Here is a 14,585-nt window from a genome sequence, read left to right as displayed (position 1 = left end):
AAAAAGCAGAAAAAGTTTGGAAAACACAGATTACCTCAGTTATTTAGAAAATTTTATAACGGAAAACAGGAAAAACAAATTCATGAAGGTTTAGAAACAACGTACCAACCATTTTACGGTCGCGGTAGAAGATGTTTTTCAACTGCATAATACCAGTGCTGTAATGCGGAGCTGTGAAGTATTTGGAATACAAAATCTTCATATTATTGAGGAAAAATACGGCAAGACCATCGATAAGGAAATTGCCATGGGCGCGCAGAAGTGGGTAGATGTTACCCGGTATAATGATATTAAAAATTGCATCACGACTTTAAAAGAAAAGGGCTACCAGATTATAGCCACAACACCACATGAGAATGACTGTCTGTTGGAAGATTTTGATATCACTAAACCTTCAGCTTTTTTCTTTGGTACCGAACGCCTTGGATTATCAGAGGAAGTATTGGAGCATGCCGACGGATTTTTGAAAATTCCCATGAATGGTTTTACAGAGAGCCTGAATATTTCTGTTTCAGCGGCGATAATTCTTCAAAACCTCACGAGCCGATTACGGGCTTCCGAAATTGACTGGCAACTGACTGAAGAAGAAATAACAGAGAAACGTTTGGACTGGACCCGAAAATCAATCAAAGACATCAAGCGTATTGAGCAACATTACCTGGAAAAAATCAAGTAATAAAAAAGCGATTAATAAAATACATTAATCGCTTTTGTGTTTTTTAGAAATTAAACCGTTCTAATTACGCTTTAAGATTTTATATTCTTCATAGCAGCCGCTGATAGCATCCATAATCTGAAGATCGTTTGCGGTGCGTATAAAAGTTTCAGAGTAGTTACAACGCTCTAAAACATCTTCTATATCCTTTTTGGAAAGTCCTAATAATACAGATAGTGTTTCCCTGTCAAACTTTGTCTGTAAAAGGTTCCGTACAGTATCGTCTTTTTTCATTTGTTTGAGCTTACCCAGTTCTTTTGGTTTTTTTCCAAAAACATTATAGAGTAAATCGGCAGGATTAAATACGGAGCCTAATACTTTAGATAAAGCATTTGGGGAATACTCACCAGCTTCATAACCTTGTGGCAAACCAGAGATGCTGAAACGATAATTTTCGGCAACTGGGATCAATTTAGTATCTACTTCAAGATAACCGGTAAGGTAATGGGATTTAATTACTACTTCTTCCAAAGCATATGCTTTTTCAGTAAGTTGGATTTTGGTCGTTTTTGCTTTCACCCAGTCATTGGTCACCCGGACTTTTATGGACTGAAAACCGACATACGAAATATGCAGTGTGTCATTAACGCGGACATTGAGTTCAAAGACTCCTTTGTTATCGGTTGTGGTTCCGTTAACAAGATTGATATTAATGATATTTACATTGCTCATAGGGAGCAGGGTATTATCGTTAATAATGGTTCCGGTAACTTTAGTTACAGTATTATTCTCCTGAGAGAAAGAGGAAACTGATACGAATAAAAATAAAAAAACTACAAAATATCTCATAACCTGTTTAGAAGGTTTAAAAGTAGTAAAACTTTCAAGATATTTTGTAGTTCAGTATGCAATTATAAGAATATTAACAAAAAATATTCTTAGCTTTTTCTTGGACGTTTTGGAGCAGATCCACCAAACCCTTCAGATCTTCTTGAAGATCTATCAGAGAAACCGCCTTCATTTCTTGGGGCAGAGGATGATCTTGAGCCAAAGCCACCTTCACGGCTTCCGCCACGGTCACCTCTTGGCGCACTGCTGCTTCTGGATCCGAAACCACCGCTTCTTTCTCCACCACCACGGTTGAATCCACCTCTGGAACCTCCAGAAGAACTTCTTCCATTATGGTCTCTTCTTCCGCCACCGTCATTTTTAGAAATTTCAACGTTGATACGTCTTCCTTCTAATTGTACGTTGTTTAGGATTTCCATGACTTTATCAGAGTGCTCTGCATCAGTATTGAAGAATGAGAATCCTTCTTTTACATCCACTTTAAACACGTCATCACGACCAAGATCCAATGTTTCTTTCAGGTAGTCTTTTAAAGACATCCAGTCAAAATTGTCTCTTGAGCCAATATTTACAAAATAACGAACCGCACCATTGTTGTTCTCTCTTGGAGCACCATCACTTTCGCGTCTTTCTCCAGCAGATTGAGAAGAAAGATCTCTTGTTTTTTTGTAATAGTTGATAAATCTGTTGAACTCAACAGATACCATTTTCTTAATCAATTCCTCTTTCGTTAAGTCCTCAAGCACATTATTGATAGCAGGAAGGTAGTTATCGATTTCGTGATCTACTTCTACATCCTTAATTTTATTGGCTAAGTGCAATAACTGTATTTCACAGATTTCAATTCCGGAAGGGATTGTTTTTTCTTCAAATTTTTGTTTGATGATTCGCTCAATTGAAGAAATCTTACGCAATTCACTTTTCGTGATAATTACGATAGAAGTTCCTAATTTACCAGCACGACCTGTTCTACCAGAACGGTGGTTGTACGTTTCAATTTCATCAGGAAGTTGGTAATTTACTACGTGAGTAATATTGTCAACATCAATTCCCCTTGCCGCAACGTCAGTCGCAACAAGCATCTGAATTTGTCTACCACGGAATGACTTCATTACACCATCTCTTTGAGCTTGTGATAAATCACCGTGCAAGGCAGCAGCATTATACCCGTCTTCGATCAATTTTTCCGCTACAGCTTGTGTGTCTCTTTTGGTACGACAGAAAACTACGGAGAAAATATCCGGGTTAGCATCGGCCAAACGTTTCAGTGCTTCATAACGGTCACGAGCGTTTACTAGGTAAAATTCGTGTGAAACTGTTGCAGAACCAGCATTTTTATGCCCAACCGTAATTTCTTGCGGTGTGCGCATAAACTCTTTTGCAATTCTTGCTACCTCTTGTGGCATTGTTGCAGAAAACAACCAAGTGTTTTTCTCATCTGGAGTAGTAGACAAAATGGAAACGATATCCTCATAGAATCCCATGTTCAGCATTTCATCTGCTTCGTCAAGAATACAGAATTCCAGTTGTGTAATATTAACCAGTCCTCTGTTGATCATGTCTTGCATTCTCCCCGGAGTAGCAACAATAATTTGTGCTCCTCTTTTTACCTCACGCGCCTGTTCTGTGATGCTTGCTCCACCATAGACTGCTACAGTGTTTAAGCCCTTAACGTATTTTGAATATTGTTTAATCTCATTTGTGATTTGTAAACAAAGTTCGCGTGTTGGTGATAAAATTAATGCCTGTGTGTTTCTGTTGTTAGCATCAATTTTCTGAATCAGTGGAAAACCAAACGCTGCAGTTTTCCCTGTACCGGTCTGCGCCAATGCTACAATGTCTGTGTTTTGCTCCAATAATAGGGGAATCGCTTTTTCCTGTACTTCCGACGGATTCTCAAATCCTAGATCTTTTATCGCCATCAGAAGCGATTCATTCAATCCTAATTGTTCAAATTTATTCATATATGTATTTAAAATAGGGTGCAAAAGTACTGTTTATAATTGACAAAAACTAATGCTATTTTGAAGTTTATTTTTTTATTAATAATTGATAATCAGAATGTTATTTTTTCAGGAACGCAATTAACTGCGCAATGGCCTTTGCCCGATGGCTAATTTTGTTCTTTTCGGTAAAAGGAAGTTGTGCAAAAGTCTCGGTAAAATGCTCCGGAATAAAGATAGGATCATATCCAAATCCTTGATTACCCAGCTTTTCGGTTGTTATATTACCCTGTATAGTACCTGTAAAAAGATGCTGATTACCATCTAAATTAAGTGCTATCACGGTTTTAAACTGTGCTGCCCTGTTGGGATTATTGTCCAATTCTTTCAAAACGCGATCCATATTAGCATTATCATTGCGTTCCGGTCCTGCATAACGTGCAGAAATTACACCTGGTGCATGATTTAATGCCATTACCTCCAGGCCTGAATCGTCGGCAAAACAGGCATAGCCGTATTTTTGTGTAACATAATCCGCTTTCAGTTTGGCGTTGCCTTCTATAGTATCCGCAGTTTCTGCAATATCTTCATGACAGCCAATTGCTTCCAGACTTACCACTTCGATAATATCTGGAAGCAGGTTCTGGATTTCTTTAATCTTATTTTTATTATTGGAGGCAAATACAAGTTTCATAGGGAAATACGAATTAGATTGATCGGCAAATTTATATTATTTTGGCGAAAGCAACTGCATCCCGTATATGGTTATACCTGGACTATCAATATAGTGTTATAGTGTAGGAGGATTGTTTTTTTCTACCCATTCTTCCGCCTTGATTTCTGCTTTTTCAGCGAATTCATAACCTTTATCGATCGAATTATTGATTTTCTGTTCCAATGAATTCAATTTTTCGTCTCTTTTATTCTTAAAGTTATTGAATTCATCTTCTGCTCTGTTGCATAGTTCGTTCAAATCAATTAACCCTCTTTTGTGAGCGTATAATGCTGTTCCTGCTATGGCTGCAACTCCTGCTGCAATTCCAAAAATTAATTTTCCATTACTCATAGTTGTATTTTTTTAAGATTAGATTCTTGATTTTATCCTCCTACTATTTCCCCACCATTCGGATGAATGACCTGTCCGGTAATATAGGAACTGTCTTCGCTGGCCAGAAAAACATAGGCAGGCCCAATTTCTGAAGGTTGGCCTGCTCTTTTCATCGGAGTGTCCTGTCCGAACACAGCTACTTGTTCTTCTGTAAACGTTGCAGGGATTAAAGGAGTCCATACAGGGCCTGGGGCTACAGCATTGACCCGGATTCCTTTTTCGGCAAGCATTGTCGCTGCAGAACGGGTGAAGGAAACGATAGCGCCTTTACTGCTGGAATAGTCCAACAGGTGCTCACTGCCGCGATAGGCGGTTACAGAAGTAGTATTAATGATGCAATCTCCCTGTTGCATTGATTTCAAAACCTCCTGTGTTACAAAAAACAAAGGATAAATATTGGTTTCAAAAGTTTGATGAATCTGGGAGGTGCTTATATTCTCAATATCTTTTTCTGGAAATTGCATGGCGGCATTGTTTACCAATATGTTTATAGTCCCAAATTCTGCAATAGTTTGTGCTACAACTTTCTTACAAAAATCCTCATTTCTCAGGTCACCACGTATTAGCAGGCATTCTGCACCTTCTTTACGGATTAATCTTTTGGTCTCTTTCGCGTCTTCCAGTTCATCATAATAAACTATGGCTATATTAGCGCCTTCCCGGGCAAAATGTACGGCTGTACTTCGTCCGATACCACTATCACCACCGGTTATAAGTGCTATTTTTCCTTTTAGTTTTTCACTTCCTTTATAATTGTCTCGTATAATTTCAGGCTTTGGATTCATCTCTGATTCCTTACCGGGCTGTTGGCTTTGGGCTTGTTTCGGAAATTCTTTAGGCTTATCCATATTATATATTTTCTACTGTTCATTAGTCATTGCTTATCTAAGGGGTAAAGCAATATTGTGCAATTTTTCGTTTAGGGAAAATGTCAGTTGCAAGGCATTTTCGATTGTATAAGTTGATGTTTATTTCAACTTTTCTCTTTCCCAAATACGGTGTCTTCCTAATGCATCAATAAAATTGGTTGAAAAGTCAGTAGAATCATCTTTAGCATTTAGGATAATGCCATTATTGGGGCTTTCCTGTTTGCTTAGCAGATTATAAAAATTAGTTAGTTCCAGGATTTCAATCCCCTCACCATCGGCTCCGATTACTTTACAATGCTTGTAAGCGTCATTGAGAAATTCGAAGACTGTAGGGTCATTTTTCAGGGCATCAATGCTCTTTTTGCCGGCAGGAATAAATAAAGCATCAAAAAGTACCGATGAAGAAGTGAGGAAACTATGATCAACTTTCAGTTCGCGTCCTTCACTGGTTTGTATGGAACCATTGTGGGTGGCTACAATTTTTGCCACTGCACCTTCTTTTTCCAGTGCCGTTTTTAATGCATTGAGTGATTTGCCATCGACACCATCGGTACATAAAAAACCGACGTGACGGGATGCTATAGTGGGGGTTATGGTTTTATTTTTGAGCATGCTCAATGCCGGTGAAGACGAAACTGACTGCTTTTTGCTTTTCGGTTCGTACTTTTCTTTGGAAGCATCAGCAGGAACACCATGATTCATTGGCTTTTTAGGAGCTTCCACAGGAAATCCCAGGCTTTCTGCAACTTTAGCTGCCAGTGTAGCATCAATTTGGGATAATAGGCCTACGGTTCTTTTCCGAATTGCAACGGTGGCTACTTTACCCAATTCAAAGCGTAAGGCATTAATGATATGATTTTGTTCTACCGGAGTCTGGCTGTTATAAAATAAAGTTGCCTGGCTAAAATGATCGCTAAAGCTCTCGCTTCGGTCGCGTATTTTTTGGGCATCAATACGTTCATTAAAACTATGGAATCCACCTTCTGCAATTTTTGCCTGATAGGGGCACCCACCACCAAGGGAGTTGGGGTGATAGCTCACGCGTCCTGTATTAATCTCCTGACGCATATGGCCATCACGTTGATTATTATGTAATGGAGCTATGGGGCGGTTGATGGGAATTTCGTGGAAATTAGGGCTTCCCAATCGGGAAAGCTGAGTATCGGTATACGAAAATAATCTTCCCTGCAATAGAGGATCATTAGTGAGGTCAATTCCAGGAACCAAATGGGCCGGGTGAAAGGCTACTTGTTCCGTTTCGGCAAAAAAGTTGTCCGGATTCCTGTCCAGCACCATTTTTCCGATTATAGTCACCGGTACCGTTTCTTCTGGAACTAATTTAGTAGGGTCGAGTAAGTCAAAATCAAATTTGTGCTCGTCAGCTTCAGGGATGATTTGTACTCCCAGTTCCCATTCGGGAAACATTCCACTATCTATGGCTTCCCATAAATCCCGACGGTGGAAATCGGCATCAGCACCAGATATTTTTACTGCTTCGTCCCAAACCACGGCATGTGTCCCTAATTTAGGTTTCCAGTGGAATTTGACGAAAAAAGATTCATTTTTGCGATTGATAAAACGAAAGGTATGTACACCAAAACCTTCCATCATACGATAGCTTCTTGGTATAGCACGGTCAGACATCGCCCACATGATCATGTGCATCGATTCCGGCATTAGTGAAATAAAATCCCAAAAAGTATCGTGGGCAGAGGCAGCTTGCGGAATCTCATTATGGGGTTCTGGTTTTACAGCATGGATAAGATCCGGAAATTTCATAGCATCCTGAATGAAAAATACAGGAACATTGTTTCCTACTAAATCATAGTTTCCTTCCTGGGTATAAAATTTTACTGCAAAGCCACGTACATCACGCGCTAAATCAGTAGAACCTCTAAATCCGGCAACTGTTGAAAAGCGAACAAAAACAGGAGTTTTTATGTTGGGATCCTGAAGAAAGCCGGCTTTGGTATATTTTTCCATCGACTTGTATACCTGAAAGTAGCCATGAGCAGCTGAACCTCGGGCATGTACAATTCGTTCCGGAATCCTTTCGTGATCAAAATGCGTTATTTTTTCGCGTAAGATAAAATCCTCCAGCAAAGAAGGGCCGCGTTCGCCTGCTTTTAAAGAATTTTGATCATCATTGATTTTTAATCCCTGATCAGTGGTCATAAACTGACCGTCTCCATTCTCTTTGTTCCTTTTCAAATCCTGTTGTTTCAGGTTTTCTGTTTCTCTTAGATCTTGTTTTTTGTCAGGCATAACGATTTTTTTAGGGGTTATTTAAAATCAGATGTAATATTCTGCAAGCCTTTCCAATTTTTGATAGGATTGTTTGTTTTCAAAAATGATATTCTCCAGTAAGCGGATTATTTTTTCTTTACGTACGGTAATACTGTAAGCTCTTAATATACCATAAGACATAACCTGATAGTGCTGAATTTTTTTGCAGTACGAAATAATTCCTGCATCCATAACATCTCCTGCATCTGTGTTATTCATGAAATCCAAAAGTTGTTGTGTCAGTTTTTCAACAGCATCAAATTCTTTCGTAGCCATTGGAAGGTTTAAGGCACTGAAGATACTTTCAAGGCTTGCAAGATGTATTGTTGCTTCCAGTTGCTTTAGGGTAAGAAAATCGACTAATTTCTTAGAGGTACTATTTTCTAACATGACATTGATTACAGGTAATATGGTCTGCTCTGTCCACAACATTTTTTTCAGGTGTTCTATGAATAGGGCATTTAATTCAACAGTATGGTTTATCTTTTTGGTATTAGGAAAATTGGACACAGCGTTTTGGGGGTACATAATGTAAGTAAGTGAATTATTGATTAATCGTTTCTTTTTTCGTAACGCTTTTAGCGCTTATTAACTTATGATGTCAGGCCAATTACAATTGCAGCAAACAGTGCAAAAATGGTAAACAACGTAATAAGGGGTTTTAAAATGGTCAAGTTTTTCATAGCAATTTATTTAGAAGGTATAGCAATTTTCTAAGTGAAACAAAGATTGCCATTTCATGATAAAAATGGGTTATAGAATTTTTATCTAATGTTACATCATTACAATCTCATTAATTTTGCATCAGGCAAATTGTTTTATAGGTAGTGTAAGAGGCTATTTCTTGCTGCTTACTAAAAAATAAAATCTTGAATTGCGTAGGATCTAACATGATGAGAATAGTAATCATATAGTAATCATTTAATTAGTAACGGAATAGCTTTAAGGTGATTGGCGTTATTGTTTTATGGTTTTGCAGTCAGGATTGAAATAAGTGTTGTGTTTATTTATTTTTAACGTTCTGAAAATGGGCTAAATGCAAAATATTATTTCCTTTCTTGTTAAAATAACTGATTATTTATGGCAAAAGGCTCTAAGCTTGCAATTTATGGTGCATTGGCAGCAAATCTTGGAATCGCAATTATAAAATTTATCGCTGCGGCATTTACGGGAAGTTCAGCAATGATTTCAGAAGGTATTCATAGTACTGTAGATTCTGGAAATTCGCTACTATTATTATTGGGTATTAGTAGAAGTCAGAAAGCACCCGATGTTGAACATCCATTTGGTTATGGAAAGGAAATTTACTTTTGGACTTTAATCGTTGCCGTGCTGGTTTTTGCATTGGGTGGGGGAATGTCATTATATGAAGGGATTTCACATTTGCAAAATCCTACACCTTTAAAAGATCCGACCTGGAATTATATTGTCTTATTTATCTCCATGGCTTTTGAAGGAGGATCACTGCTATTTGCTATTCGCGAATTCAATAAAAAAAAGGGGATACATGGATTTTGGAAAGAAGTCCGCTTAAGTAAGGATCCGTCACTTTTTGCCGTAATCTATGAGGAAAGTGCTGCTTTGACCGGATTGGCAATTGCATTATTGGGTATTTTCTTAGGGCATTATTTTAACAACCCACTATTTGATGGGGCAGCTTCTATACTCATTGGTTTATTATTGGTGTTTGTAGCGGTTATTATGGTTGTTGAAAGTAAAAATTTGTTGGTAGGCGAGAGTGCGCAACTCGATATTGTCAAAGGTATTTATCAGTTGGTCAATAATGAGCCTAACGTTTTTAGTTTGTACTATCCGGTAACCATGCACTTAGCGCCCAATGAAATTCTGTTGGCGATGGACGTCCAGTTTAAAAAAGAGATTACAATACAGGAACTCAATGAAACAATTCATAAGCTGGAAACCGAAATAAAAGCGTTGTATCCGGATGTTAAAAAGATTTATATCGAAGCCAATAATCTTTCCGGAAGAAAATTAATAACCCCATAAAAAATCCCCATTAGTGGGTATTTTTTAGCATATGCATAAATTATAATTTTACTGCACAAGTTTAAAATAATACTCGGATGTATGAAATATTATAATAATAACGAAGAACTGCTACGTTTTACGTACGAATTAAAAAAGTTATTATCGGACAATCAAATGTTTGATTCAGATGACCGAAAATCTTCTGGTGGATTTTCAGACAAAACACAGCTTTTTATTTTAAGCCAGCTGCGATTAGTAATACAATCTGTAATCGGCACGGAATGTACTACATTAAGGATGGACCACCATTTAAAGGATCAATTTGGTATCCGTCAGTTTCATAAGAAGATGTTTACCCGTTTTTTCAATTCTATTGTACGGGACATGCAGGGTAATAACCGCATTACACAGGCAGAATGTGTAAAGCTGGAAACGATTACTGATTGTGTTAACCTGATTCGGGGGAAGCTTTAAAATAAAAAACCGGATATGACTATCCGGCTTTGTGTTATGCTTTTGTGCTTTTAGAGATCGGGCTGATGATCTGAACATTATGAAAGGCGATAGCACCTTTTACAACTCCGGCAATCGTACTTCGCAGCGCTTCAATGATGTGTAGCTTTAATTCGCTTTTTGGATAAATCAAACTTACTTGTCTCGCAGGCGCAGGATCGTTAAAATGACGTAATTTAATTTTGTCTTTTTCCCTTAAATCCAAGGTGTGTAAATAGGGGAGTAATGTTGTCCCTAAACCTTCATCCGCCAGTTTGATCAATGTTTCAAAACTACCACTTTCCAATTGGAAATTAGGCGACTTGCTATCATGTTGTGTTTTGCACAGGTTTAAGATTCCATCGCGGAAACAATGCCCATCCTGTAGCAATAGGATATCATCAATATCCAAATCCTGGATATCAATTTTTTCTTTACCAAAATTATGATGGTTTTCAGGGATGTAGGCTACAAAAGGTTCGTAGTACAATACCATTTCTTTAATATGATCATCTTCCAGAGGCGTAGCAGCGATTGCCGCATCCAAATGGCCATTTTTTAGCTTCAGTATAATATCTTCAGTATTTTGTTCCTCTATGATAAGCTTCAGCTTCGGATATTTTTTGATGAAATTATTTAAAAACATCGGTAGTAAAGTAGGCATTATAGTTGGAATGATGCCTAATTTGAATTCCCCACCAATATAGCCTTTTTGCTGGTCTACAATATCTTTGATCCGGCCGGATTCATTCACAATATTTTTAGCTTGCGAAACGATTTTTTGGCCAATTTCGGTAAGCTGAATGGGTTTTTTAGAGCGGTCAAAAATAAGAATCCCTAATTCGTCTTCCAGTTTTTGAATTTGCATACTAAGCGTAGGCTGGGTAACAAAACATTTTTCAGCTGCAAGGGTAAAGTTCTTGTTTTCGGCGACTGCCAGGACATAATATAATTGAGTAATCGTCATTGTATAATTATTTTTGATAAAATTATAAAAACTATCAATTTATCCTATCATTAATGTAGTGAAATTTTTGATAAATTTGAAAATAACAATACAGAAATAAAAATAAGGACTTATGAAAATTAATAGCATCGGGCTTCCGGTAAAGGAAAGCCAAATTTTAGTAGATGATCTCAATACGCTTTTGGCGAACTTTCAGATATATTATCAAAACCTGCGCGGTATTCATTGGAATATCAGGGGGAAACGTTTTTTCGATTTGCATCCAAAATTTGAGGAATTGTACAATGATGCACAATTGAAAATTGATCTGATTGCAGAGCGTGTTCTGACACTGGGTGGTACACCACTGCATACTTTTGAAGATTATATACAGCATAATACACTCGAAATTGGAAAAAATATCTCCAATGATGAGAAAGCTGTAAACTTAGTGGTTACCTCACTGACAGGCCTTTTGGTTATTGAAAGGGCTATACTTGAAAAATCTGGAGCGGTAAATGACGAAGGGACTAACTCTTTAGTAAGCGATTTTATTACGGAACAGGAAAAAACGGTATGGATGATGAAAGCCTGGTTGGAAGAAGGTATATAATGGTTTAACTTTTTGTTAGAAAAGCAGCCCTAGGGCTGCTTTTCTAATTTAATTTTGCGTTAATTTTATTTATAATTCTTTTAAATAAGCGACTTATTTACTATCATTGCAGCATGAAAACGATTGTTAAACTGGTATTGATAATTTTTATCACCTTTCTTGCTGCTCCCACTATTGTGAGCATCATTAAGGAATCTATTGATACATCCCTGGTTTACAATATGTCCGAAGAGGAACATTCCCATAAAGAAGTAAAAGCAGAATGCAAACTTTTTTTCAACAGCATTGAAGATATTGTTATATTCTTTCCTCAAAATTCACAATCGATTGCTTCAGAAAATGATCAGAAACACGATAGTATTTCTGAAGAGATTTTCTCTCCCCCTCCTGAATTGATTTAATACTTTTTTTGCTTTTGCTGCATTGCGGCCAGAGCTGTCTTAGTCATGCTTATGATTAAGGCTTAGATAGTATTAAATTTTTTTAAAAGGTAATGACAAAAAAAATAAATCTTTTTGCCAGCCTCAAATCAGATTTTCCATCTGGTTTAGTGGTTTTCTTGGTGGCACTTCCCCTATGTTTAGGTATCGCTTTGGCCTCTGGTGCACCGCCCTTGTCAGGAATTATTTCTGGGATTATTGGTGGGATCGTAGTAGGCTTTTTAAGTAAATCACATATAAGTGTCACAGGTCCGGCTGCCGGACTCACCGCAATTATCCTCACCGCGGTTACTGATTTCGGTGCTTTTAATATTGCTTTGACTGCTTTTTTTCTGGCGGGAGTAATCCAGCTTATTTTAGGCTTTGTCAAGGCAGGAAGTATATCTAATTACTTTCCAACCAATGTCATTGAAGGAATGCTTGCCGGGATTGGAATTATTATTGTGATCAAACAGATTCCGCATGCGATAGGATATGATTCCGATTTTGAAGGCGATGAAACGCTGAGGCAAAGTGAAGGATTATTTTCGCCTATTGCAGAACTATTGAATTCAATCCAGTTAGGCTCTGTAATTATTACCGTGATTTCATTATTGATTTTAATTTGCTGGGAACGTATTGGAATTCTGAAAAGGCTAAAACTTGTTCCAGGAGCCTTAGTGGCTGTAGCGGTGGGAATCGTTATTAATGAATTCTTTATGAGCACAGGAAGTGCTTTGGCAATTTCAAAAGAACATTTGGTAAATCTTCCAATTCCAAAAAGCATTGATGAATTTAAAGACATTATTGTTGTTCCCGATTTTACTGCTGTGACCAATACCAAAGTATGGATTACCGCTGTTACTATTGCTATAGTAGCTTCGATCGAGACGTTGTTATGTATTGAAGCTTCAGATCGAATGGACGTACAAAAACGCTATACCGATACCAATGTTGAGTTGAAAGCACAGGGTGTTGGAAATCTCCTCAGCGCGCTGATCGGAGGGTTACCGATGACATCTGTAGTAGTTCGTTCCTCTGCGAATGTAAATGCAGGTGCAAAAACGAAAATGTCTACTATTATTCACGGGGTATTGCTTTTAGTGAGTGTCTTGCTAATTCCCTTTTTACTGAACAAAATCCCTTTGTCTACACTGGCAGCGATATTGTTATTAGTAGGTTATAAGTTGGCTAAACCAGCAACAATACTGCATTTTTGGCATAAAGGTAAATACCAGTTTATTCCTTTTATCTGTACCATGTTGGCTGTAGTTTTTACAGATCTGCTAAAAGGGGTAGCATTAGGGATGGTGATCAGTATTATTTTTATACTGAGAGGAAATCTGAAAAGAGCCTATAATTTTCGTAAAGAAGAATATACGGATGGGGATGAAATCCACATTGATCTGGCACAGGAAGTTTCTTTTTTGAACAAAGCCGCGATTAAATCTACATTATCTGCTATTCCGGAAAATTCGAAAGTAATTATTAATGCATCCGATACGGTATATATTGCCCATGATGTATTGGATCTTATTGAAGAGTTTAAGGAAATCAAAGCGAAGGAAGAGAATATAGAGGTCATCCTTATTGGTTTTAAAGAAGCCTATCAATTAGAAAACAGTGACTATGATATGACCAATGTCACAATTGAAAAACATAAATAAATAATAAAAACGATATCCTGAGCGTGTAAAATAATGGTACATAGCACTCCGGGGAAATTAAAAATAAACACAAAATGAGCGATTTTTATAAAAAAATATTAGACGGGAATAAGAAATGGGTAGAAAGTAAAATATCTTCAGATCCAGAATACTTTCAAAGATTATCAGAAGGACAATCACCACCACTGTTGTGGATAGGCTGTTCGGATAGCCGTGTACCGGCAAACGAAGTAATTGGGGCCCAACCCGGTGAAGTATTTGTACACAGGAACATCGCCAACATGGTAGTGCATTCTGACATGAACATGCTGAGTGTACTGGATTATGCAGTAAATGTCCTGAAAGTAAAACATATTATTGTATGTGGTCATTATGGCTGTGGCGGTGTAAAGGCAGCAATGGGTAATGACTCTATTGGTATTATAGACAACTGGATTCGACACATTAAAGATGTATACCGAATCCACCATGCTTACCTGGATTCTATCATTGACGAACACGATCGCTTTAATGCTTTTGTGGAACTAAATGTAAAAGAACAGGTCAATGACCTCGCCAAAACGTCAATTGTTCAGGGTGCCTGGAAAAACGGTCAGGAATTATGTGTTCATGGCTGGGTATATGGATTAGATTCTGGAATTGTAAAAGACCTGAATGTAAATCTTTGTTCTAATAATGACCTGGATACCGTGTACCAGCTAAAGTTTTAATAAAAGCAGTTAGTTGCTGAATATATAAATTGAAAAAAC

Annotated in this window: 14 protein-coding genes and 1 pseudogene; 7 read left to right on the top strand and 8 right to left on the bottom strand. The window is 37.5% G+C overall.

Annotated features, from left to right (window positions below; all coding sequences use genetic code 11):
• The first annotated feature begins 16 nt into the window (after positions 1-16).
• Positions 17-676 (top strand): annotated as a pseudogene (locus FK004_RS18160) (TrmH family RNA methyltransferase).
• Positions 677-736: 60 nt separating this feature from the next.
• On the opposite strand, the gene FK004_RS18155 reads toward FK004_RS18160, so the two are convergent.
• The 7 genes from FK004_RS18155 to FK004_RS18125 form a co-directional block, all read right to left on the bottom strand.
• Complete coding sequence (locus tag FK004_RS18155) at positions 737-1,504, bottom strand: carboxypeptidase-like regulatory domain-containing protein (protein WP_108738541.1); 768 nt, start codon at positions 1,502-1,504, stop codon at positions 737-739.
• An 89-nt stretch (positions 1,505-1,593) separates the two neighbouring features.
• On the bottom strand, positions 1,594-3,468 hold the full coding sequence (locus FK004_RS18150) for a DEAD/DEAH box helicase (RefSeq protein ID WP_108738540.1): 1,875 nt from the start codon (positions 3,466-3,468) through the stop codon (positions 1,594-1,596).
• A gap of 100 nt (positions 3,469-3,568) precedes the next feature.
• Complete coding sequence (locus FK004_RS18145) at positions 3,569-4,141, bottom strand: non-canonical purine NTP diphosphatase (RefSeq protein ID WP_108738539.1); 573 nt, start codon at positions 4,139-4,141, stop codon at positions 3,569-3,571.
• Between the two features lie 96 nt (positions 4,142-4,237).
• Entirely contained in the window at positions 4,238-4,513 is a 276-nt protein-coding gene (locus tag FK004_RS18140; protein WP_108738538.1) for a hypothetical protein, read from the bottom strand.
• Between the two features lie 32 nt (positions 4,514-4,545).
• Positions 4,546-5,403, bottom strand: coding sequence for an SDR family oxidoreductase (locus FK004_RS18135; protein WP_108738537.1), 858 nt, complete (start codon positions 5,401-5,403; stop codon positions 4,546-4,548).
• A 120-nt stretch (positions 5,404-5,523) separates the two neighbouring features.
• Positions 5,524-7,689, bottom strand: a complete 2,166-nt coding sequence (locus FK004_RS18130) for a catalase (protein WP_108738536.1) — start codon at positions 7,687-7,689, stop codon at positions 5,524-5,526.
• A gap of 27 nt (positions 7,690-7,716) precedes the next feature.
• Complete coding sequence (locus FK004_RS18125) at positions 7,717-8,238, bottom strand: DUF892 family protein (protein WP_108738535.1); 522 nt, start codon at positions 8,236-8,238, stop codon at positions 7,717-7,719.
• Positions 8,239-8,790: 552 nt separating this feature from the next.
• Here FK004_RS18125 and FK004_RS18120 point away from each other — a divergent pair.
• Together FK004_RS18120 and FK004_RS18115 are read left to right on the top strand one after the other, a co-directional pair.
• On the top strand, positions 8,791-9,717 hold the full coding sequence (locus tag FK004_RS18120; RefSeq protein ID WP_108738534.1) for a cation diffusion facilitator family transporter: 927 nt from the start codon (positions 8,791-8,793) through the stop codon (positions 9,715-9,717).
• A gap of 81 nt (positions 9,718-9,798) precedes the next feature.
• Entirely contained in the window at positions 9,799-10,173 is a 375-nt protein-coding gene (locus FK004_RS18115; protein WP_108738533.1) for a hypothetical protein, read from the top strand.
• Between the two features lie 34 nt (positions 10,174-10,207).
• Here the strand turns inward: FK004_RS18115 and FK004_RS18110 are convergent, their stop codons facing one another.
• Entirely contained in the window at positions 10,208-11,158 is a 951-nt protein-coding gene (locus FK004_RS18110) for a LysR substrate-binding domain-containing protein (RefSeq protein ID WP_108738532.1), read from the bottom strand.
• Between the two features lie 112 nt (positions 11,159-11,270).
• Here FK004_RS18110 and FK004_RS18105 point away from each other — a divergent pair, with 112 nt between their 5' ends.
• From FK004_RS18105 to can, 4 genes are all read left to right on the top strand, one after another.
• Entirely contained in the window at positions 11,271-11,750 is a 480-nt protein-coding gene (locus tag FK004_RS18105) for a Dps family protein (protein WP_108738531.1), read from the top strand.
• A 113-nt stretch (positions 11,751-11,863) separates the two neighbouring features.
• A complete protein-coding gene (locus FK004_RS18100; RefSeq protein ID WP_227871636.1) occupies positions 11,864-12,151 on the top strand; it encodes a hypothetical protein in 288 nt (95 codons plus the stop codon).
• 92 nt (positions 12,152-12,243) lie between these two features.
• Entirely contained in the window at positions 12,244-13,836 is a 1,593-nt protein-coding gene (locus tag FK004_RS18095; protein WP_108738530.1) for a SulP family inorganic anion transporter, read from the top strand.
• 74 nt (positions 13,837-13,910) lie between these two features.
• On the top strand, positions 13,911-14,546 hold the full coding sequence (gene can, locus FK004_RS18090; protein WP_108738529.1) for a carbonate dehydratase: 636 nt from the start codon (positions 13,911-13,913) through the stop codon (positions 14,544-14,546).
• Positions 14,547-14,585 lie beyond the last annotated feature (39 nt).

Origin of the sequence: Flavobacterium kingsejongi (genome assembly GCF_003076475.1) — a bacterium.
Classification (GTDB): domain Bacteria; phylum Bacteroidota; class Bacteroidia; order Flavobacteriales; family Flavobacteriaceae; genus Flavobacterium; species Flavobacterium kingsejongi.
The sequence above is the reverse complement of the archived record's forward strand: the minus strand, read 5'-3'. Positions and strand labels throughout refer to the sequence as shown.

Bases quoted from the DNA above. Each gene is read 5' to 3' on its own strand.
- FK004_RS18155 (WP_108738541.1), bottom strand. From the start codon at position 1,504: ATGAGATATTTTGTAGTTTTTTTATTTTTATTCGTATCAGTTTCCTCT.
- FK004_RS18100 (WP_227871636.1), top strand. From the start codon at position 11,864: ATGAAAACGATTGTTAAACTGGTATTGATAATTTTTATCACCTTTCTT.
- FK004_RS18110 (WP_108738532.1), bottom strand. From the start codon at position 11,158: ATGACGATTACTCAATTATATTATGTCCTGGCAGTCGCCGAAAACAAG.
- FK004_RS18105 (WP_108738531.1), top strand. From the start codon at position 11,271: ATGAAAATTAATAGCATCGGGCTTCCGGTAAAGGAAAGCCAAATTTTA.
- FK004_RS18120 (WP_108738534.1), top strand. From the start codon at position 8,791: ATGGCAAAAGGCTCTAAGCTTGCAATTTATGGTGCATTGGCAGCAAAT.
- FK004_RS18135 (WP_108738537.1), bottom strand. From the start codon at position 5,403: ATGGATAAGCCTAAAGAATTTCCGAAACAAGCCCAAAGCCAACAGCCC.
- FK004_RS18095 (WP_108738530.1), top strand. From the start codon at position 12,244: ATGACAAAAAAAATAAATCTTTTTGCCAGCCTCAAATCAGATTTTCCA.
- FK004_RS18150 (WP_108738540.1), bottom strand. From the start codon at position 3,468: ATGAATAAATTTGAACAATTAGGATTGAATGAATCGCTTCTGATGGCG.
- FK004_RS18140 (WP_108738538.1), bottom strand. From the start codon at position 4,513: ATGAGTAATGGAAAATTAATTTTTGGAATTGCAGCAGGAGTTGCAGCC.
- FK004_RS18145 (WP_108738539.1), bottom strand. From the start codon at position 4,141: ATGAAACTTGTATTTGCCTCCAATAATAAAAATAAGATTAAAGAAATC.
- FK004_RS18130 (WP_108738536.1), bottom strand. From the start codon at position 7,689: ATGCCTGACAAAAAACAAGATCTAAGAGAAACAGAAAACCTGAAACAA.
- can (WP_108738529.1), top strand. From the start codon at position 13,911: ATGAGCGATTTTTATAAAAAAATATTAGACGGGAATAAGAAATGGGTA.
- FK004_RS18125 (WP_108738535.1), bottom strand. From the start codon at position 8,238: ATGTACCCCCAAAACGCTGTGTCCAATTTTCCTAATACCAAAAAGATA.
- FK004_RS18115 (WP_108738533.1), top strand. From the start codon at position 9,799: ATGAAATATTATAATAATAACGAAGAACTGCTACGTTTTACGTACGAA.